The organism is Bacillus sp. FSL K6-1106 (genome assembly GCF_038005245.1).
Lineage (GTDB): Bacteria > Bacillota > Bacilli > Bacillales > Bacillaceae > Bacillus > Bacillus altitudinis.
The window spans coordinates 464945-483889 of sequence record NZ_JBBOSV010000001.1 but is presented as its reverse complement, the minus strand read 5'-3'; the positions used below and the strand labels follow the sequence as shown (position 1 = coordinate 483889).

At 39.9% G+C, this 18945-nt stretch carries 24 protein-coding genes; 7 read left to right on the top strand and 17 right to left on the bottom strand.

All coding sequences use genetic code 11. The features are described 5' to 3' along the window. Window positions 1-397: 397 nt before the first annotated feature. On the bottom strand, window positions 398-1243 hold the full coding sequence (locus MHI20_RS02450; RefSeq protein WP_340936525.1) for an SMI1/KNR4 family protein: 846 nt from the start codon (window positions 1241-1243) through the stop codon (window positions 398-400). 190 nt (window positions 1244-1433) lie between these two features. On the opposite strand from MHI20_RS02450, the gene MHI20_RS02445 reads away from it, so the two are divergent. Next, window positions 1434-1853: a stress protein gene (locus tag MHI20_RS02445; RefSeq protein WP_340936523.1), complete on the top strand. Its 420-nt coding sequence runs from the start codon at window positions 1434-1436 to the stop codon at window positions 1851-1853. Window positions 1854-1887: 34 nt separating this feature from the next. After that, on the top strand, window positions 1888-2148 hold the full coding sequence (locus MHI20_RS02440) for a YesK family protein (protein ID WP_024720407.1): 261 nt from the start codon (window positions 1888-1890) through the stop codon (window positions 2146-2148). Between the two features lie 129 nt (window positions 2149-2277). Here the strand turns inward: MHI20_RS02440 and glnA are convergent, their stop codons facing one another. From glnA to spoVK, 5 genes are all read right to left on the bottom strand, one after another. After that, window positions 2278-3612 carry a type I glutamate--ammonia ligase gene (glnA, locus tag MHI20_RS02435; RefSeq protein ID WP_007499421.1) on the bottom strand — a complete coding sequence of 445 codons (1335 nt, stop codon included), beginning with the start codon at window positions 3610-3612 and terminating at the stop codon, window positions 2278-2280. A 60-nt stretch (window positions 3613-3672) separates the two neighbouring features. Further along, window positions 3673-4083: a MerR family transcriptional regulator gene (locus tag MHI20_RS02430; protein WP_282901008.1), complete on the bottom strand. Its 411-nt coding sequence runs from the start codon at window positions 4081-4083 to the stop codon at window positions 3673-3675. Window positions 4084-4174: 91 nt separating this feature from the next. Next, window positions 4175-5455, bottom strand: a complete 1281-nt coding sequence (locus MHI20_RS02425) for a methionine gamma-lyase family protein (RefSeq protein ID WP_282901009.1) — start codon at window positions 5453-5455, stop codon at window positions 4175-4177. A gap of 18 nt (window positions 5456-5473) precedes the next feature. Beyond that, window positions 5474-6736, bottom strand: coding sequence for a GTPase HflX (hflX, locus tag MHI20_RS02420; RefSeq protein ID WP_041507246.1), 1263 nt, complete (start codon window positions 6734-6736; stop codon window positions 5474-5476). Between the two features lie 120 nt (window positions 6737-6856). After that, entirely contained in the window at window positions 6857-7816 is a 960-nt protein-coding gene (gene spoVK / locus MHI20_RS02415; protein WP_008344008.1) for a stage V sporulation protein K, read from the bottom strand. 320 nt (window positions 7817-8136) lie between these two features. On the opposite strand from spoVK, the gene MHI20_RS02410 reads away from it, so the two are divergent. Further along, a complete protein-coding gene (locus MHI20_RS02410) occupies window positions 8137-8895 on the top strand; it encodes an N-acetylmuramoyl-L-alanine amidase (protein WP_008344009.1) in 759 nt (252 codons plus the stop codon). Between the two features lie 55 nt (window positions 8896-8950). On the opposite strand, the gene MHI20_RS02405 is transcribed toward MHI20_RS02410, so the two are convergent. From MHI20_RS02405 to MHI20_RS02365, 9 genes are all read right to left on the bottom strand, one after another. Continuing rightward, window positions 8951-9568 carry a hypothetical protein gene (locus MHI20_RS02405; RefSeq protein WP_007499431.1) on the bottom strand — a complete coding sequence of 206 codons (618 nt, stop codon included), beginning with the start codon at window positions 9566-9568 and terminating at the stop codon, window positions 8951-8953. Between the two features lie 84 nt (window positions 9569-9652). Beyond that, on the bottom strand, window positions 9653-10633 hold the full coding sequence (gene nrdF / locus MHI20_RS02400) for a class 1b ribonucleoside-diphosphate reductase subunit beta (RefSeq protein ID WP_024720404.1): 981 nt from the start codon (window positions 10631-10633) through the stop codon (window positions 9653-9655). Window positions 10634-10650: 17 nt separating this feature from the next. Next, complete coding sequence (gene nrdE / locus MHI20_RS02395) at window positions 10651-12753, bottom strand: class 1b ribonucleoside-diphosphate reductase subunit alpha (protein WP_017359033.1); 2103 nt, start codon at window positions 12751-12753, stop codon at window positions 10651-10653. Further along, window positions 12713-13105, bottom strand: a complete 393-nt coding sequence (gene nrdI, locus MHI20_RS02390) for a class Ib ribonucleoside-diphosphate reductase assembly flavoprotein NrdI (protein ID WP_017359034.1) — start codon at window positions 13103-13105, stop codon at window positions 12713-12715. The genes nrdE and nrdI overlap by 41 nt, the downstream gene beginning before the upstream one ends. Window positions 13106-13370: 265 nt before the next feature. Further along, on the bottom strand, window positions 13371-13583 hold the full coding sequence (locus MHI20_RS02385) for a hypothetical protein (protein ID WP_003212415.1): 213 nt from the start codon (window positions 13581-13583) through the stop codon (window positions 13371-13373). A gap of 79 nt (window positions 13584-13662) precedes the next feature. Beyond that, a complete protein-coding gene (locus MHI20_RS02380) occupies window positions 13663-13995 on the bottom strand; it encodes a YmzC family protein (RefSeq protein WP_100325023.1) in 333 nt (110 codons plus the stop codon). A 162-nt stretch (window positions 13996-14157) separates the two neighbouring features. Beyond that, window positions 14158-14379, bottom strand: a complete 222-nt coding sequence (gene hfq / locus MHI20_RS02375) for an RNA chaperone Hfq (RefSeq protein WP_003211269.1) — start codon at window positions 14377-14379, stop codon at window positions 14158-14160. A gap of 25 nt (window positions 14380-14404) precedes the next feature. After that, window positions 14405-15355: a tRNA (adenosine(37)-N6)-dimethylallyltransferase MiaA gene (gene miaA / locus MHI20_RS02370; RefSeq protein WP_019743851.1), complete on the bottom strand. Its 951-nt coding sequence runs from the start codon at window positions 15353-15355 to the stop codon at window positions 14405-14407. Window positions 15356-15424: 69 nt separating this feature from the next. Continuing rightward, window positions 15425-15826 (bottom strand): YmaF family protein, encoded by a 402-nt coding sequence (locus MHI20_RS02365; RefSeq protein WP_007499437.1) that lies wholly within the window; start codon window positions 15824-15826, stop codon window positions 15425-15427. A 104-nt stretch (window positions 15827-15930) separates the two neighbouring features. Between MHI20_RS02365 and MHI20_RS02360 the strand changes: the two genes are divergently transcribed. The 4 genes from MHI20_RS02360 (at window position 15931) to erbB (ending at window position 17554) form a co-directional block, all read left to right on the top strand. Further along, a complete protein-coding gene (locus tag MHI20_RS02360) occupies window positions 15931-16194 on the top strand; it encodes a hypothetical protein (RefSeq protein WP_017359036.1) in 264 nt (87 codons plus the stop codon). A gap of 113 nt (window positions 16195-16307) precedes the next feature. Next, window positions 16308-16850 (top strand): TetR/AcrR family transcriptional regulator, encoded by a 543-nt coding sequence (locus tag MHI20_RS02355; RefSeq protein ID WP_041507251.1) that lies wholly within the window; start codon window positions 16308-16310, stop codon window positions 16848-16850. Window positions 16851-16852: 2 nt separating this feature from the next. After that, on the top strand, window positions 16853-17170 hold the full coding sequence (gene erbA / locus MHI20_RS02350) for an SMR family multidrug efflux transporter EbrA (protein ID WP_017367286.1): 318 nt from the start codon (window positions 16853-16855) through the stop codon (window positions 17168-17170). Between the two features lie 15 nt (window positions 17171-17185). Next, window positions 17186-17554, top strand: coding sequence for an SMR family multidrug efflux transporter EbrB (gene erbB / locus MHI20_RS02345; RefSeq protein ID WP_024720399.1), 369 nt, complete (start codon window positions 17186-17188; stop codon window positions 17552-17554). 46 nt (window positions 17555-17600) lie between these two features. Here erbB and MHI20_RS02340 read toward each other — a convergent pair whose 3' ends face one another. Next, window positions 17601-18050 carry an OsmC family protein gene (locus MHI20_RS02340; protein ID WP_041507252.1) on the bottom strand — a complete coding sequence of 150 codons (450 nt, stop codon included), beginning with the start codon at window positions 18048-18050 and terminating at the stop codon, window positions 17601-17603. 76 nt (window positions 18051-18126) lie between these two features. After that, a complete protein-coding gene (locus MHI20_RS02335; protein ID WP_056704769.1) occupies window positions 18127-18861 on the bottom strand; it encodes a poly-gamma-glutamate hydrolase family protein in 735 nt (244 codons plus the stop codon). Between the last annotated feature and the right edge of the window lie 84 nt (window positions 18862-18945).

Below are 18945 nucleotides of genomic sequence, written 5' to 3'. Positions count from 1 at the left end.
CCTTTACCCCCTTCTAAACAAATCCCTAGTATAATTCTAACACGCATTTTACAACATATGTAAAGTGAATCTGCTCATAATAGAAATTTTCGGTATCCCGCAAATATGATAATAATTGAATGGTATGCAATTATAAGAGTTGGTTAAAAGAGAGAGTAGCCAGAAAGGACTTGATACTTATTTCTTTTATTGACCACCTTCATTTTTTAAAAAGAAATTCACAAAATATTGTTTTGAAATTGATATAAAAAGACCTGACTGAGTTTCAGCCAGGTTCACGAAGGGGTCAATCTAAATTATATTATAATGAAATCAAAACAGATAATTAAACATCCGTTCTCATTCACTCTTTGAAAATTCAACCTATACAGTATACTCTACATGCTCTAATTTTACCTTAATCTAAAAAATCAATATTAACAGCGAAATTTCCAGCTGTTACAGTTATCTGAGGAATTTTAGTTTTTTCAAAAATGTATACAATTTCAAATAATGTCTTTTTTATAATATCGTTACTTGGCATTGTATATACTCTTAATATAAGGATTGTTTCAATGCTTCTAGCTACTTCAAAAAGAACGTCTTCATCTTTAACAGATTCAATGTAACTTTTTATTCTTTTAAAGAACCACTCTACTTCTTCTAAATCTTGTAACGGATATTTAGTAATTTGATGAATATCGGCTGGATTAGCTGCTTCTTTCTCTAAGATCGCTTCAAGTTCTGCTTTAGTTATATATTCCTCCTCTTCTTCTTCGTATTCACCCTCTGCTGCTTCCTCATCAACACTGTACTCAGCTGTATAAAGCCCCTCAATGAATTCATCAAAGGAATCTGCTAACTTAAAGTCTTCTTCCATCTCAACATCAAAATAATGAATTACAGGATTCTCTTTCGTCTTTCGATAATCCATCGCTACCCAAGTATGGCCATCGCCGTTAATCAAAACAAGCCCTTCTGGCAGCTCCCACTCTTTTATTAAGTAGGCACTATCCATAATTCCTTCACCTTCGGCGATACCCATCAGGTGATTAAATTGAATATGATCCTCAGCCCATGAATTAGAGTAAGTGGTTGGAAAAGCATTATGAACGGTATAACCACCATTCTGTTTTAATATAAGCTTTTTATATGTATCTGGTAAAATGACTCCAAGTTTCTTTTCAGCTTTAGCTATTTCTGCTTCGTTGATCTTTTTTAACGTATAGTAACCTTCCTCGTCTATTTCCCAAAATAATTTCAAGGTGATGCCTCCTAGTAAAATATGCACATAAGTATACCATCTTGATGAGTATATTTGACAATTTAGTCAAAATAAAAGAAGAATATTTGTTACTTAGTCATTCGCAATGTCTATTTTTGTCGAAACGATAGTAAAAAGAAGGTACTTCATGTAAAATTTCCTTTGCACCTAAAAATCAGGAGGATCCAATATGAAGAAATTATCTATATTCATTTTTATTTGTTTAATGATGCTAACAGCTTGCAGAAGCGCAGCATCAAATGAAAAACAGCTCACGACAGCCAATATTATTGAAGCTTTTAAAAGTGCTGGGCTTGAAGCAGAAAAACCATCTGATCTTAAACAAAAAGAGTTTGGAAATATAAGAGAAGAAGGAAAAAGAATTCTTATTCCTTCCTTAGGTGAAAATGCTGGTGGAAGGATTTTTAAATTCGGAAATGAAACTGATTTACAGCAGGCGAAATCTTATTATGATGAGTTAGGCAATGCTGGATCTATGTTCTTCTCTCACACCTATTCAAAAGGAAACTTTTTATTACAAATGAACGGTGAAATGAAAGATTCTGAATTTGAAAAGTATAAGAAAGTAATGGATGAGGAAATAAAATAATTTCATATATTTTTAAAAGAAGGAAGGTCAATAAATGTCATCATTTTGGCTGCTAACAGTTATCCTTACGATTGTTATATTGGGTGTTTCTTTGATCTTTAAAAGAAAGAATGCACCTTTACAGTATGGAATACCATCGATTCTCATTCTCATCAGTATTATCTTATTATTAATAAGTTTTTTCGTAGGAAAGTGGGAAGGTTTAGGACTGGGTGCAATCAGTATATCTTTACTGATTGCATCTGTGATCACCTTAATTATTAATAGTACCTTGAGTTATTTTAGTCATAAATAACATAGAGCCACTTCTGCATAAGAAGTGGCTCTTTCGATTATTAAAAGTGAAATATGCATGAAAATATCACAAGACCAACTAATTAAATAAAAACCCCCTGAAGCCAATGGCTCCAAGGGGTTTTCTTTATTAATACTGAGACATATACTGATCGCGTTCCCATGGGTGTACTTGGGTTCTAAACATATCCCATTCGATTTCTTTTGATTCGATGAAGTGCTCGAATAAGTGATCGCCTAGTGCGTTGATCATGACTTCGTTTGACTTGAGCAGCTCAAGTGCTTCTGCAAGTGTTGCAGGTAAGTCAGCGATGCCGTTTTCAAGGCGCTCTTCTTTGTCCATGACATAGATGTTTCTGTCGATTGGCGCTGGTGCGTCTAGTTTGTTTTTGATTCCGTCTAGACCTGCTGCAAGTAATACGCTTAGTGCAAGGTATGGGTTTGCAGATGGGTCTACACTGCGTACTTCTACACGTGTGCTAATGCCGCGTGATGCTGGAATACGAATCAATGGGCTGCGGTTTTGTGCACTCCATGCTACGTAGCAAGGTGCTTCATAGCCAGGAACAAGACGTTTGTAAGAGTTCACCGTCGGGTTTGTGACCGCTGTGAAGCTTGTTGCGTGCTTCACAATACCTGCGATAAAGTGTCTAGCCGTCTCGCTTAATTGTAAGTCTGCTTTCTCATCAAAGAATGCGTTTTTACCATTTTTAAATAATGATAGGTTACAGTGCATACCAGATCCGTTTACACCGAACAATGGTTTTGGCATGAATGTCGCATGAAGTCCGTGCTTTCTAGCGATTGTTTTCACAACAAGCTTGAACGTTTGAATGTCATCACAAGAACGGATGGCGCCTGCATATTTGAAATCAATTTCATGCTGACCAGGTGCTACTTCATGGTGAGAAGCTTCAATTTCAAAGCCCATTTCTTCAAGCTCAAGCACGATGTCACGGCGGCAGTTTTCACCTAAATCTGTTGGTGCAAGGTCAAAGTATCCACCTTTATCGTTTAGTTCGAGCGTTGGCTCGCCTTTTTCGTCTAATTTAAATAAGAAGAATTCTGGCTCAGGTCCAAGGTTGAAATCACTAAATCCTAGTTCTTCCATTTCCTTTAAGATACGCTTTAAGTTGTTACGAGGGTCTCCATCAAATGGTGTTCCGTCTGGCTTATAAATGTCACAAATAAAGCGTGCAACTTTACCTTTTTCTGCTGTCCAAGGGAAAATAACAAACGTGTTTAGATCTGGATATAGGTACATATCTGATTCTTCAATACGTACAAACCCTTCAATAGATGAACCATCAAACATACATTTGTTATCGAGAGCTTTTTCTAACTGGCTCACAGGAATCTCAACATTTTTAATTGTTCCGAGAATGTCTGTAAATTGCAGACGGATGTACTTTACGTTTTCCTCATTTACTAATTTTACGATATCTTCTCTTGTGTACTTTGCCATTTCGTAAAACTCCTCCCCTACAAAAGGTAAAATGTGTATAGCAATGCTTTTGCTAATTGGTTAACGGAAGAACCTTGACATATCCCCCTGCCTAAAGGTCGTTCCTTGTTGGAAACGTCCAGCCTGAATGAGTTCCTTCTTCAGTAGCTTCCTGAGTTCATCATCTGTCAAGTTGTGCTTCGCTGTGGTTTGCTCCTCTGTCTTTGTTTCAGACGATGGATTTTCTGCCTCAGCTTTGGCAAAAAGTTTTTTGATTCCTGCCATGTTTACACCTTGTTCGATGAGGTTTTTGATTTCTAGTAATTTATCAACATCATGGAAAGAAAATAATCGGCGATTCCCATCACTTCTAGCTGGAAATACTAAACCATTTTCCTCATAATAGCGAATTTGTCTTGCAGATAATTCTGTTAGCTGCATGACAATCCCAATTGGGAATAAAGGCATTGAGCGGCGAATGTTATCACTCATCTCAACTGTCTCCTCCTCTTTGCTTAAATTTATTATATGTCATGTTATATTATGTGTCAACGAAATGTTAGGAATATTAACATGGATTTTTTTATCGAGCAGGCACTTCAATAAAACCTTGCTCTAGTAAGGCATCTACAGCACTGCAAATGGCATTTTTCACATGGGCGTACGTGAGACCACCCTGAACATAGGCTGTGTAAGGCGGTCTAATTGGACCATCAGCTGATAATTCAATGCTGGCTCCTTGGACAAATGTGCCCGCTGCCATAATAACATCGTCCTCGTATCCAGGCATATAGCTCGCATGAGGTGTGACATGACTGTTAATCGGTGATGCATATTGAATGGCCTGACAAAATGCAATCATTTTTTTAGGGTCTCCAAATTCTACAGATTGAATCAAGTCGGTTCTTTTCGCATTCCACGACGGGTTTGTTTGGAACCCGAGTTTTTCAAGAAAACGCGCTGTAAACACGGCACCTTTTAAACTTTGTGCAACAACATGCGGTGCTAAGAAAAATCCTTGATACATTTCCTGGAGCGCATACAGCGATGCACCCGCTTCACTGCCGATGCCTGGAGATGTCATTCGATAAGAACAAGCTTCTACCCATTTTTCTTTTCCAATAATGTAGCCGCCCGTTTTGGCAAGGCCGCCGCCTGGGTTTTTAATGAGCGAACCTGCCATAAGGTCTGCACCCACATGACACGGCTCTTGTAATTCAGTAAATTCACCATAACAGTTGTCAACAAATACAATGATGTCCTCATTGATGTCTTTCACAAATGAAATCATTTGTTCAATTTCTTCTATTGTAAAGGATGGTCTTGACGCATAGCCTTTAGAACGCTGAATCCCGATGACTTTTGTTTTTTGGGAAATAGATTCTTTGACTTTGTCGAAATCGACAGATCCATCTTGACGCAAATCAATGGCTTTGTAATCGATCTGAAAATCTTTTAATGAGCCTGTCCCTTCTTTGCCGCGAATCCCAACAATCTCTTCTAGGGTATCGTAAGGTTTCCCCGTCATGTAGATTAATTCATCACCAGGTCTTAGCACACCAAATAAGGCGATGGAAATGGCATGTGTTCCAGAAATGATCTGCGGGCGTACAAGAGCGCTTTCCCCTCCAAATACATCCGCATAGATCTTTTCTAACGTGTCTCTTCCCATATCATCGTAGCCATAACCAGTTGTCGGGTTAAAATGAGAGTCACTGACTTTATGTTTCCGGTAGCTTTCAAGAACCCGCCACTCATTTTGTTCGCTCTTTCGATCAATTTGCTGATGTATTTGTGAAATGTCTTGTTCTGCTTCTGCTGCTATTTTTTCTAAAATGGTGCCATGTTTTAAAGTGTGAAACATCGTGATTTAATTCCTTTCCTACAACATATACTTCTTGATTTGTCCTAATATGGTTTGCTCCTCACCACTAAATCCAGTGATGTCATAAAGCTCTGCTTCCTTTTGAAATTCCAGTGATTCCACCAAGGTTTCTGACTTTAAGGCAGATATGAGTTTCCCTTCATATGCCGGAATCCTTACATGATATGGCTTTAAAAAATCTTTTTTCAGTTCAGCCATGATATCCGCTTTTAACCGCTTCACATCTTCCTCGCGCCTAGCACTGATTAAAATGTGGCGCTGCTTTGAGGAAGGGATAAAATCCGGCCGGATTTGGTCTTTTTTGTTATAGACTGTCAGCATCGGAATACGGTCAGCTTCTAATTCTTCTAAAAGCTTATGAACCGTTCGTTCATGCCCTTCATAATCCTCATTCGAAGAATCGATCACATGAAGCAAATAGTCTGCTTCTTTTACTTCTTCAAGAGTGGAACGAAATGCTGCAATCAGTGTGGTTGGAAGGTCTTGAATAAAACCAACTGTATCGGAAATCAGTACACTGTAGCCAGATTCAAGTGTCATTTTACGCGTCATTGGGTCAAGTGTGGCAAACAGCAAATCTTCTTCATGGCTATCCGCTTCTGTTAACTGGTTAAACAATGTTGATTTCCCGGCATTTGTGTACCCGACAATAGCGATTTGGAATACGCCATTTTTCTTCCGTCGTTCCCGGTATCTCGTGCGATGTTCTTTGACTGCAGACAGTTGTCCGTGAATTTCGTGTATGCGGTTTCGAATATGACGTCTGTCTGTTTCAAGTTTTGTTTCACCTGGACCTCTTGCGCCAATTCCGCCGCCTTGTCTTGAAAGGCTGATCCCTTGTCCACTCAGTCTCGGCAAGGCATACTGAAGCTGGGCAAGCTCTATTTGCAGCTTCCCCTCTCTTGTACGGGCTCTTTTGGCAAAGATGTCTAGAATCAATTGCGTACGGTCAATAATTTTCACATCTAAGGCAGTCGCCAAAGCTTTTAACTGGCTAGGCGAAAGCTCGTCGTTAAAAATAATAACGTCACAGTCTAACTCGTCGGAAAGCACTTCAAGCTCTTCCACCTTCCCTTTCCCGATGTAAGTCGCGCTGTCTTGTCTATTTCTTTTTTGCGTCATGATGCTGACAGCTTCACCGCCAGCTGTTTTGGTTAAGGAAGCTAATTCTTCCATAGAATATTGAAAGCGTTCATCCGTTATATGCGGCAGTTGACAGCCGACAAGGATCGCTTTTTCGATCATTTCATGTTCATTCAACGTCAGTTGTTTCCTTTCTGTACTTAAGTTTCAGTAGTACCATCATACCAAACACACCACACGTATACCACCATTCGGAAGGTTTAATTTCTTGTCTCTTTACAAAAAGGATACGCCATTTCAAGAAGGCGTATCCTCTTTCATTTGCAGATCATGGCTTTTAATCGTAAGTAAGTCTTTTTTATCATAATGATCCACAAGAAGCAGCCTCATCGCCTGAGTTCGAATCGCTTTTTCAATGGTGTTTCGCACAAAACGGCCGTTGCTGAATTTAGCAGGACTCGTTGTGCTCTTGATGTGCATTAAATAGTCTCGCAGTTTCCATTCTGCCTCTTGGGTAAAGACATATTCCCGATCGGCCATCATTCGTTTTGCAATATCCATCAGCTGATCGACCGTATAATCAGGGAAGTTGATATTGATCGGAAATCTCGATTGCAGACCAGGATTTAGAGAAAGAAAATGATCCATTTCCTTGGAGTATCCAGCTAAGATGAGGATGAATTCATGCTGCTTATCCTCCATATGTTTTACAAGGGTATCAATCGCTTCTTTCCCGAAATCCTTCTCTCCTCCGCGGGCAAGAGAATAGGCTTCATCGATGAACAAAATGCCGCCTAGTGATTTTTTAATCAAATCTCTTGTTTTTTGAGCTGTATGTCCAATGTACTCTCCAACCAGATCTCCTCGTTCTGCTTCAATTAAGTGCCCCTTTGAAAGAACATTCATTTCAAAGAAAAGCTTCCCGACAAGCCGTGCAACCGTTGTCTTCCCTGTGCCAGGATTTCCTTTAAACATCATATGAAGCGCTTGTTTTCCTACTTTTAATCCTTGTTCTTGTCTTTTTTGATTGACAAAAATCCAAGCATAAATTTCTTTTATGTTTCGTTTCATTTCATCCATCCCGACAAGGCTGTTCATTTCTCGTTCTATTTCTCGTAAGATGCTGTGTTTGGCCTCATTTTTTTGCAAGGCCTCTAGGTATTCTGCCTCTGAATCTGCATCAACCAATACTTGCTTCTGTCCATTAAGTATAATGTTGATTTGGCCGTTATTTTTATATGTGACAGCTCGCTCCAACGTATTCACCTCTCGCTCTTCTCTCTTTAATCTATTCGGGTGGAGCTGTAATCGTGACAATCGCCCGCACTAGCATCGGTTTACTGTCAAAATGACCCGAGATACCGGTTATTGTAGGGGATTGTGCGGTTTCCCAGGAAATGATGTGCTATTTCCATTGTATTCATCCATTTCGGGCGGACAAACCAACAATTTGTTTTTTCTTAGAAAAATGGCGCTTTTTCATCACAAATTGTGCAGAAAAGAGTCTCAATGATTTCCGCATTTTGTACAGGCAATTTTTCTATTTCCTCATAAAATAAAGACGAGGTGATGAATAGATGGTGAAAATTTTTATTGATCCTGGCCACGGAGGAACAGATTCTGGAGCTGCTGCTAATGGACTTTTGGAGAAAAATATCACACTGCAAATTGCGCTTTTTCTGAGAGATATGTTGATTAGTGAATATGATGGGGTTTCCGTCCGCTTAAGTCGTTCAATTGACCAATCCGTCACGTTATCCCAGCGTACGAATGCGGCAAACAGCTGGGGAGCTGACTATTTCGTGTCTATTCATATTAATGCTGGCGGAGGCACAGGTTTTGAAAGTTATGTGTACCCTGGCGTTTCAGCACCAACCACCACGTATCGCAATGCCCTTCATGATGAGATTGTCCGCTCCGTTGATTTTGCCGACCGCGGCAAGAAAACGGCGAACTTCCACGTTCTGCGGGAAACTTCTATGTCTGCCATTTTAACTGAAAACGGTTTCATTGATACGGTAGCTGATGCAAATAAGCTCCGTAACGCTACTTTCCTTCAAGGGATCGCTCGTGCTCATGCCACTGGATTAGAAAAAGCCCTTCAATTGAAAAAAAAAGCAAGTAACCTATATAAAGTGCAAGCAGGGGCTTTCAAGGTCAAAGCCAATGCGGATGAACTAGCAGCTACACTCAGATCCAAAGGATTTGAAGCGCTGGTCGTACTGGATAGCGGCATGTACCGAGTCCAAGCTGGCGCTTTCCGTTCAAAGCAAAATGCAGATGACCTCGTCGCTCGATTAAAGCAGGCCGGTCACGACGCATTCGTTTTTCAATAATTTAAAAAACAAACCGGCTCAAGTCATCTTTAGAGCCGGTTTGTTGTCTATCCAATTATGCCAAAATGTTCACGACAAATTGAGACCATGTTTCAAGGCGATCGAAATACTCAGGCTTTTTCAAATCTGTTACTTTCATCCATTTACCTGAGATTTGATCTGTTTCTTTTACTTCTACATGAGCACCCGGCGATAATTCAAGGGCTGATAACAGTCCGATGTGCACACGGCCGACACTGTTGTCATCATCATTAATGAGTCCAAGGGTTTTCATCTCAAGTTTGTCTTCTTCTTGGATTGAAAGTTCCTCGTCCAGTTCACGATCGGTATTTTCTTTTAGAATCTCAGCAAATTTTTTTCCTTCAATGAAATTCATATGACCCCCAAAGCCAAGAGATAACTTATGATGTAAGCGCGTCTCTCCCCCGCCTTGAAGTCTTTCATATACATACACTTCGTCCTCACGCTTAATCACGACATAAGGTATCGGCTGTTTGAAGTCAGGATTTTCTTCTGCATCGCCTCTTCGCATCTGCTCGAAGTGCTCTTCGATTTCTTTCATAATGGTGCTGATTGTTTTCTCTTCACTATTCACACCATTAAACGCAAGTGTTTCATTTTGGAACACGCGTGCGCGCGGTGCAACTAAAATCATTTCGTCCATTTTTCCCATGTTCGGTAACCTCCAGTATGTAACACATTGTTAGAAATGGCAAAAAGCCAAAACGAGTGATGCGTTTTGACTTTTATGCTTTCCTTATGATTCATCTCCAAAGAAGAAATCGTCATCTTTTAACGGCTCAACTGTTGCCTTTTTGTAGCCGTTCCCTTTCATTGAGAAGAAGTCATGTGACTTTGTTTTTGTATTGAGTCCGTTCAATACAATTGGGTTGATCTCTTCTTCTTCAAAGTAAGGGGCAAATCCAAGGTTCATTAACGCTTTATTGGCATTGTAACGAATGAACTTTTTCACATCATGCGATAAATTGACTTGGTCATAAATATCCTCAGTGTAATGAAGTTCATTTTCATAAAGCTCATTAAGCAGATCGATAGAGAAATCATAAAGCTCTTTTTGCACGTCAGGTGTTTGTTTGTTATAAATTTCTTGTGCTAATAATCCAACATACACACCGTGAATCGCTTCATCGCGCAAAATCAAGTTAATGATTTCACCACTTTGCATGAGCTTTCCTTGACCGTAGAAATATAGCGGGTAGTAAAAGCCGCTATAGAATAGGAAGCTTTCTAAATACACTGAAGCAACCATTGCTTTAAATAAGGAAATTGGGTCATCCTTTTGAATGGAACGGTACAGACCTACAATCATATCTGCTTTCTTTTGCAAGAATTTATTTTTCTTGACCCATTCAAATACTTCACTAATCGTTTCAGTCGGTGCTAGCGTCATGAAGATATTTGAGTATGATTTTGCATGCACTGCATTTTCCATCATGGCCATAAAGTTTAACACGGCTTTACGCTGATGACCGTCCACATGTTCAGCCACTATCGGCATTCCTGTATTTCCTTGTTCTGTATCAAGTAACGTCAGTCCAGCCAGTACCTTCATGTACGTATCCTGCTCTTTTTCACCTAAATATTTCCATGTTAAGAGATCCCCGTTTAAGGAAATCTCCTCTGGAAGCCAGAATTGCTTGACGTTTTGGTTGTAAAACATTTGTGTAAAATCGTCTTCGTGTTTTGACCAGTTGGCTGCATCATAAATTTTTGTCACGTTAAACTCTCCTTTAATCAAACAACACAAGAAAGACAGCCTTCCTGCCCTGTATCCTTCGTTCTTGCATAATAAAGTGTCTTAATGCCTTTATGGTGTGCATAAAGATCGATGCGATTTAAGTCACGCGTTGTCATCGTATCTTTTAGGAATAATGTAAAGCTGATTCCTTGATCGACGTGCTGCTGAATGGTTGCGATCATATCGACCACTTTAAACATGTCCATATCGTATGCTTCTTTATAGAAGAACCAGTTTTGTGCTGAAAGTCCTGGCATTGGATAATACGTTTTGCTGTTTCCGTATGTTCTTTCTTCGATACGTTCCATAATTGGCATCACAGACGCTGTTGCCGATTGAACATACGAAATAGAACCTGTTGGCGCAATACATAATCGATAGCTATGATACATGCCATTTTCCGCTACAAAATCTTTAAGTGCTGCCCAATCTTCTTTTGTTGGAATGTGCATCCCTTCAAATAGCGCAGCAGCTTTTTCTGTTTTTGGAGTGAAATCATTTTCTACGTATTTATTGAAGTACTCACCTGTTGCATAACCAGAGCCCTCATAACGGTGGAATGTTTCCCCTTTTTCTTTTGCAAGCTCACTTGAACGCTTAATGGAGTAATAGTTCACCATCATAAAGAACGTATTAGCGAAATCTCTTGCTTCTTCACTTTCATAAGCGATTTGGTTTTGAGCTAAATACCCGTGAAGGTTCATCGCACCAAGTCCAATCGACTTCATCGCTTTGTTCGCTTTTCTAACAGCTGGTGCATTGCGGATATCTGTTGTTTCAGACACAAGTGTAAGTGAGTCCGTTGCAAGCTTGACTGTTTTTTCAATGGATTTGTTTTTCATCACGTTCATGATATTTAAAGAACCAAGGTTACAAGAAATATCAAGTCCGATCTCATCATCTTGATCATAGTCCGTGTAAGAAGAGACTTCTGAAGCTTGAAGTACTTCTGAGCAAAGGTTTGAGAATTTCACACGTGAAATATGGTTCAGAGCGTGCTCTCTATTCACATTATCTTGGAACATGATATATGGATAGCCTGATTCTGAGCGCAGAACAGCTAATTTTTCAAGAAGTTTTCTCGGATTGACTTTTTCTTTTTTGACTTTCGGGTTTTCTACAAGCTCGTCATACATTTCTTCCATATCCATCTCATCAAGGTGCTGTCCATAAGCTTTATAAACTGTATGAGGATAGAATGTGTAAGCTGTTTTATCTTCTCTAGCAAGCTCGATAAATTTATCTGGGATGACGACACCGATCGAAAGTGTTTTCACACGAACATCTTCATCCGCAGAGATTTTTTTCGTATCTAAGAAATCATTAATATCTCTGTGGAAAATATTCAGGTAGGCACTGCCTGAACCTTGTCTTTGTCCCATTTGATCTGCATATCGGAATGCATTATCAAGAAGTTTCATGACGCCTACGACACCTTTGGTCGCATTTTCAACATCTTTGATTGCTTCACCTTTCGCACGAAGCTTTGAAAGGTTCAAGCTGACGCCGCCGCCTAATTTAGACAGCTGCATGGAAATATCAATGGCTCTTGAGATATCGTTTAATGAGTCATTCACTTCAAGCAAGAAGCAGCTCACCAGCTCACCACGTCTTTTACGGCCTGCGTTTAAGAATGTTGGTGTACTTGGCTGATACTCTTGGTTGATCATCAGTTCCACAAACTCAAGTGCTTTCTTTTTGTCTCCGCCCGCAAAGAAAAGAGCCACAACTGAAATGCGGTCTTCATAGCGTTCAAGGATTTTCTTTTTGTCATTTGTTTTCAGTGCATAGTCATTGTAAAACTTAAACGCACTCATAAATGATGGGAATCTAAATTTCTTGGCATATGCAGCTTCAAATACTTCTTTAATATCTGACATGCTGTATTGTCTTAAAAATTCTTCCTCATAGTAGTCGTTTTCTATTAAGTAATCAATCTTCTCTTCTAGATTATGAAAGAAGACCGTGTTTTGATTAATATAATCTACGAAATAACTATGTACAGCTTCTTTGTCCTTGTCGAACTGAAACTTTCCTTCTTTTTGAATCATAATCTCGTTATTTAATTGTATCCACTTTGGAACCTGATTTTGTGACAATTCTTTCTACCTCCTGTGTAAACAATTCAACATCCCTTTTTGTTCCGCTTAGTTCAAAGGTGTGCAAAATAGGAACTTGATATTGTTTAGAAATCGTATCGGCGCTTTTGGCAAAGTTATCTCCCCACACTTTGTTCCCACTCACCGCTACACCTAGTAAAAGGTGCGCATTTTTCTCTAAAAATGACTGAGTGGTACCAGGGACTTGTCCAAATCCTGTCGTAAAGGTGACGAGAATAAACGGCGTATCCAAAAACTCTTCTCCAGTCAATTTTCGTTTGTCTGTAAAAGGGGTCTTGTCCAAAAAGCGTTGAACATTTCCTGTTTTTGAATCAAATACGATTTGAATCAATTCCATCACGACCTAGTTTTTAGTATTGTTGATCATTTCGTTATTCACTATATATAGTATACTATGTTTTTTCAAAACACAACATATAGATACTCGAAACGAAAAAAATCAACCAACCCGGCCGAACATTCATAGCCGAACTCGTACGTTCAAATAAATAGAGCAGAGCAGGTTCTAAAAATAGACTGCCCTACTCCCTATTCAACTGAAACCGAAATCTATCATAACACGAAAAAAAATCGCTTAGTAGACTAGACTTTTTGTTTTATTTTTTGTAGGCATCGCACTGTAAATCTTCTGACACTTCTGTTATTTCCACTTCAACACCTAATTCTTTGAGCACCGCTTCAAGCGCAGAGACGATCGAGGCTTCTCTTACTAACTCTTTCCCGTTTACAGAAACGCTTGTTCCATATTCGAAACAGGAGTCATCTTCACAAGTTTGTTCCCAATGATTAATTTTAATTTTGTGTGTCATGAACTCATCCTTTTCTGTCTAGATGTCTGATGCATGTTTATAGTGTAGCGACTTCACATTCATTTGTAAATTTACGTGCTTACTCTTCATCAAAGTCTTCACTATCACCATCATCTTCATCCCATTCCTCTATGTACTTTGTCGTAATGAGCGTCAGCTCTCCTTCTTTTTCATCAAACCGGTATACATGTACTTCATCATCTTTCACAACAGCAATGTGATTATTTTTTAGCGCAACAGATGATGGTAAAAGACCATCAACATGACTCCCATCATGCTCACCAGAATGGTTATGCCAACTTTCTTGTCTCGTTTCGATGTTCGAGATGGCGCATGATCCAAATAAGACAACGATTCCAATCAAAAGAAGGATCACTCGAATCCTTCTCAATTCAAGCTCTGCATTTTCCATATAAATCCCCTCACCTTTTAAATGTCCAATAAGGGATTTATACGCAACTTGGACAGAAAAGTTTCATGGCATACAAAATAGCCCCTCTGCACTGACAAAAAACGTAGCGGGTTTCGGCCGGTTTATTCGCAGCTGCATGGGGCTATTGGTGAAAACGGGTGTTTATTCTAATTCAAGATTTACATTTTTTTGAGGTGCAAATGTTGAAATCGCATGTTTATAAATAAGCTGCTGCTTCCCTTCTGTCTCAAGCAGCACCGTGAAATTGTCAAATCCCTTTACTTGACCGCGAAGCTGAAAGCCATTCAGTAAAAATACTGTGACAAATGTATTGTCTTTGCGGATCTGATTCAAAAATTGGTCCTGAATATTAATCGGTTTCATGTTTCGTCCTCCTTGATTCTGATAACTACAGTTTCGCTTTAAGTCCAAGCTTTCCTGCTATATATGCGAAAATTTCCTCTTTTTTGTCCGAAAAGTGGCAAGGTGGTGTCATATCAAACCAGGTGACATCCATTTTATTACGGAACCACGTAAACTGACGCTTCGCATATCTGCGGGAATTTTGTTTTAATTGCTGGATGGCTTCATCAAGTGAGCAGTCGCCTTGAAAATAGGCATACAACTCTTTATAACCAATCGCTTGAACAGACTGACAATCTTTCAAACCAGATTGATAAAGTGCGCTCACTTCTTCAATTAAGCCTTCATCTAACATCATATCAATTCTTTGATGAATGCGCTCGTACAAAAGCTCTCGGTCCATTTTCAGCCCAATGAAGGCAGTGTCATAAAGAGGAACTTCTTGATGCCCGTTTTGCATATCAGACATTTTCTGACCTGTTGTATGGATGATTTCAAGCGCCCTTATCACGCGGCGGACGTTATTCGGATGAATCGCTTTTGCAGCGTCAGGATCGGCTTCTTTTAGCTTTTCATACAGTTTGATCGGTCCATGCTGCTGCTCAAACAGCGTCATCTCTTCTCTAAAAGCAGGATCACTTTTCTCATCAGTAAACGTGTAATCATATAAAACAGACTGAATATATAGCCCAGTTCCACCAACAATCATGGGCGTTTTCCCTCTCGCAGCTATCTCTTTAATTTTTAAGCGGACAAGCTGCTGAAATTCAGCTGTAGAAAACGATTCATCCGGTTGTTTAATATCGATTAAATGGTGCGGTACGCCATTCATTTCTTCAGGGGTGATTTTCGCTGTTCCAATATCCATCCCTTTATAGATCTGCATGGAATCCCCGCTGATAATTTCTCCATTAAATGCTTTCGCTATATCAATGCTCAGCTTTGTTTTTCCGACAGCCGTCGGACCTACTAATACAATCACTGGTTGTTTTTTCATAACATCACTCTCTTTTACAAACTGCCTACAGTATAGCATAACTTCTCTTTCTCTCCTATATACTCCTTGTCACCAGCCAAGTGGTTCATTCCCGACCACTTCATATGTCTTTCCTTTTAAACGGTGCTTATGCGTTGGCCTTTCTTCATCTGGACTGTAAACGACTCCCCCATATGGAATCGGGACAGAGTCGGTATAGGCAGAAAACGTGACTTCCTCAATTTCATGGTAGTGCGTCCCGTCCACTCTTGGGATAGCAGGTCCAGTGACGCCATAATATCTATGAAAATGCCCTCTTTCAAATGACGTGATCCCCCGGTAATAATGAGTATGTCTGTCAGTACTGCTTCCATTCACAGGCTGAGAAATACCTTCTATTAAATGATAATGTTCTTCGGTTACATCCGTTCGCGCTTTATAAGCATGTGCATGAGGTGGACATTTAGCCCAATCAGACGGATACAGGCCCATTTTTTACATTCCTCCTTATTTTAGGCATTCACCCAAACACAAGTGGGCCACTCGAATACACTGATGTCAGTTACAGTGATTTTATGTGAAAGGAGTCTTTTTTTATGAATTATTTTGACGCACCGTTTGTTCAAGATGAGATGAGAAGACCTTTTGGATTTGGTCGCCCTGGATTTGGTTTTGGAAGACCTGGGTTTGGGTTTGGGCGCCCTGGTTTTGGCTATGGGAGACCTGGATTTTTTGGACCGCCATTTTTAGGTGGTTTTGCTGGAGGGCTTTTAGCTGGGTCGCTTCTTGCTCCAGGATATGGCTATGGTTATCCTTATCCACCGCCATACCCGCCATATGGACCATACCCTTATTATTAAATATGACGATTTAGTGAAAACATCCTCTTATAAAATGAATCGATTGACACATTTGTTTTTCATAGGTTAACATTTACTTTACCGACCGTTCAGTAAAGTAGGTGTTTTTTTTTATGTCTAAAACGAAAAAAGAACAAATTTTTGAGGCAGCAGCTCACACCATTCTAAAAGAAGGATTGAGTCAGCTCACCCTTCAGCAGGTGGCAGAACATGCAAATATGACCAAAGCCGGGCTACTGTATCATTTTTCGAGCAAGGAAGACCTGATCCAGCAAATGAATGAGCATGCGGTTGCCTCTTTTCGTCAGCAGCTTGACACGTATCAGGAAACATACAAAAACGAAAAGGCACCTTATGTACGTGCCTATATATTGGCCACATTAAATGACCTTGATAGACAAAACACCACACAGCTATGTACAAGCATGCTGGCTACCATGTCATTTGATGAAGCATTATTAAATCCTTGGCGTCATTTTTATGCGGAATTTAAAGAAAAAGCAACCGAGGAAATCAATGACCCTGCACTTAGCCAGCTGATCCGTCTTGCCTGTGATGGTATATGGTTTTCAGAAATGTTTCAGCTTGAACCATTGAATCGAGAGGAAAAAACCCTTTTACTTCATCGGATTTTACACATTTTAGAGGAGGGATGATGATGATCCTCGGATATCTTTTTTTGGCTATCGCCATTTTTTCAGAAGCAATCGGGGCAGCGATGCTGAAACTATCAAATGGTTTCACACGCTTTAAACCTAGCGCTGTCGTTGTCGCTGGCTACACACTTGCTTTTTACATGTTGTCATTGACCCTTAATATCATTCCACTTAGCATGTCTTACGCCACTTGGTCTGGGGTCGGTACCGTCCTCACGGCTTTTTTTGGCGTGCTCTTTTTCAAAGAAACCTTGAACCGTCAAGCACTTATTGGAATGGCGATGCTTGTTTCAGGGGTCGTACTATTAAATATGTCTTAAAGGATGTGAAGTGATATGAAAGGAATGCTTTATTTAACAGGAGCCATTTTGACAGAGGTTTTTGGCAGTACGATGCTGAAGCTTTCGCAAGGTTTTACACAGGTGCTGCCGAGTATGGGGGTGATGATCGGATTTGGATGCGCCTTTACCTTTCTCAGTTTGGCACTCAAAACAATTGATCTGTCATCTGCATATGCCACTTGGTCTGGGGTCGGTACAGCACTTACTGCTCTTGTGGGCCTCGTGCTATTTAACGAAACCATTCATATGAAAGGATTCATTGGTCTTGCACTTGTCATATGCGGCGTCATTGTCTTAAATCAATCCAAAAAACAAAAGGAAGAAAAGAAAGAACCATTCGATCAAACCGAATGGACGTCATAAAAAAAGTCATTTTCTCCATTAATCAAGAGAAAATGACTTTTTTGTCTTAATGACCAGCTTTGATGGTTTCTTCTAAGGAAATATGGACATTCCCTTGCACAGCTCTAGAGATCATACATGAGCTTTCCGCTTTATGTGCAAGCTTACGAGCTCGTTCTATGTCCTGTGCTGTAGCCGACTCTTTGAGAATGATGACAGGACGGTGAATGATTTTCTCATATGTAAACACACCGTTTGTCACATCGACAACTGCCTCAGAGCTCATCGATAAATCCTCTTTCTCTAATTGACTCCGCTCCATCATGGCTGCAAGTGTAATGATATAACATGTGGCCGCTGCACCTAGGAGCATCTCATCTGGATTTGTTCCAATACCCGGTCCATCCATTTCTTTTGGAATGGAAATCTCCGTCTTTAACTGTTCACATTCGATTGTCCCCACATCGTTACGCAGACCAGGCCAGCTTGCCTGAAGATGAAAATGATGACGCACCATATCTGTCTCTCCTTTTGTTATCACTTTTTATAGTGTAACAAGAATTCATCTTGCTGTCTTAAGATGTGCACCATCCTTACGTATATTCTTCATCCAGCACCGTTCGAATCGCCCTGACATACCGGTAGAACGTCTCGTTTTTTGTACTCGACCGTTGCCGAAAATCGAAACTGTCAAATAACGCTTCCCGTTGACTTCTACTAATCTCAAGCTGTACACTTTGCCCTGTTTTTGTAAGATTATTAATATTATGATTGCTCGTTCCGCTTAGGGTTGCGTGTGCAACTGCAAGTTCAGCAGAAAAACCGTTGCGCTCTAATGAGTTCACAATTTTTTCAGCACGGTCATAGTCTGTTCCGCCAACAAGGGTGTGGTCAATTCCCGGCTCCCCTTTATATCCATGAACAGCTAATACATAATCATGTGCTTTTGCCTGTGCGACTCCGATTGGTTCATCGAAGTTTGTACTTGTAATATGAAGTTCTGATGCATTTTCTCTCAAACCTTCAAATAAGTACGTAGAAAAATCGTTATCAAAAAAATGGACAATCTCACTAACGCCGCCTTCGATTCTCCCGCCATGAGGCGACATCACTAGAAGACGGCTGCCGGGCACTGGATTGGATGTAATTTGATAATGATCTGTTGATTCATTCTCTTCCAGTTCTTTAAAATTGCGATACATATCATTTGAACCGCTTTCGTCTTCTCCACCTGATGACACTGGCTCATCATGTTCCTGTGCTTGCATGGTATAATAGACGCCCCATCCGATGACAAGCAGGAGAAGCAAAGCAAAAAACTTCTTCATTCCCGTTCTCCTTTAACAGATTTCTAAGCCGTTTCTATGATTAATATTGAATCATCATTTCTTTTCATTTTTTCCACATTTTCT

Bases quoted from the DNA above. Each gene is read 5' to 3' on its own strand.
- MHI20_RS02445 (WP_340936523.1), top strand. From the start codon at position 1,434: ATGAAGAAATTATCTATATTCATTTTTATTTGTTTAATGATGCTAACA.
- MHI20_RS02440 (WP_024720407.1), top strand. From the start codon at position 1,888: ATGTCATCATTTTGGCTGCTAACAGTTATCCTTACGATTGTTATATTG.
- glnA (WP_007499421.1), bottom strand. From the start codon at position 3,612: ATGGCAAAGTACACAAGAGAAGATATCGTAAAATTAGTAAATGAGGAA.
- MHI20_RS02430 (WP_282901008.1), bottom strand. From the start codon at position 4,083: ATGAGTGATAACATTCGCCGCTCAATGCCTTTATTCCCAATTGGGATT.
- MHI20_RS02425 (WP_282901009.1), bottom strand. From the start codon at position 5,455: ATGTTTCACACTTTAAAACATGGCACCATTTTAGAAAAAATAGCAGCA.
- MHI20_RS02410 (WP_008344009.1), top strand. From the start codon at position 8,137: ATGGTGAAAATTTTTATTGATCCTGGCCACGGAGGAACAGATTCTGGA.
- MHI20_RS02405 (WP_007499431.1), bottom strand. From the start codon at position 9,568: ATGGGAAAAATGGACGAAATGATTTTAGTTGCACCGCGCGCACGCGTG.
- MHI20_RS02385 (WP_003212415.1), bottom strand. From the start codon at position 13,583: ATGACACACAAAATTAAAATTAATCATTGGGAACAAACTTGTGAAGAT.
- MHI20_RS02380 (WP_100325023.1), bottom strand. From the start codon at position 13,995: ATGGAAAATGCAGAGCTTGAATTGAGAAGGATTCGAGTGATCCTTCTT.
- hfq (WP_003211269.1), bottom strand. From the start codon at position 14,379: ATGAAACCGATTAATATTCAGGACCAATTTTTGAATCAGATCCGCAAA.
- miaA (WP_019743851.1), bottom strand. From the start codon at position 15,355: ATGAAAAAACAACCAGTGATTGTATTAGTAGGTCCGACGGCTGTCGGA.
- MHI20_RS02365 (WP_007499437.1), bottom strand. From the start codon at position 15,826: ATGGGCCTGTATCCGTCTGATTGGGCTAAATGTCCACCTCATGCACAT.
- MHI20_RS02360 (WP_017359036.1), top strand. From the start codon at position 15,931: ATGAATTATTTTGACGCACCGTTTGTTCAAGATGAGATGAGAAGACCT.
- MHI20_RS02355 (WP_041507251.1), top strand. From the start codon at position 16,308: ATGTCTAAAACGAAAAAAGAACAAATTTTTGAGGCAGCAGCTCACACC.
- erbA (WP_017367286.1), top strand. From the start codon at position 16,853: ATGATCCTCGGATATCTTTTTTTGGCTATCGCCATTTTTTCAGAAGCA.
- erbB (WP_024720399.1), top strand. From the start codon at position 17,186: ATGAAAGGAATGCTTTATTTAACAGGAGCCATTTTGACAGAGGTTTTT.
- MHI20_RS02340 (WP_041507252.1), bottom strand. From the start codon at position 18,050: ATGGTGCGTCATCATTTTCATCTTCAGGCAAGCTGGCCTGGTCTGCGT.
- MHI20_RS02335 (WP_056704769.1), bottom strand. From the start codon at position 18,861: ATGAAGAAGTTTTTTGCTTTGCTTCTCCTGCTTGTCATCGGATGGGGC.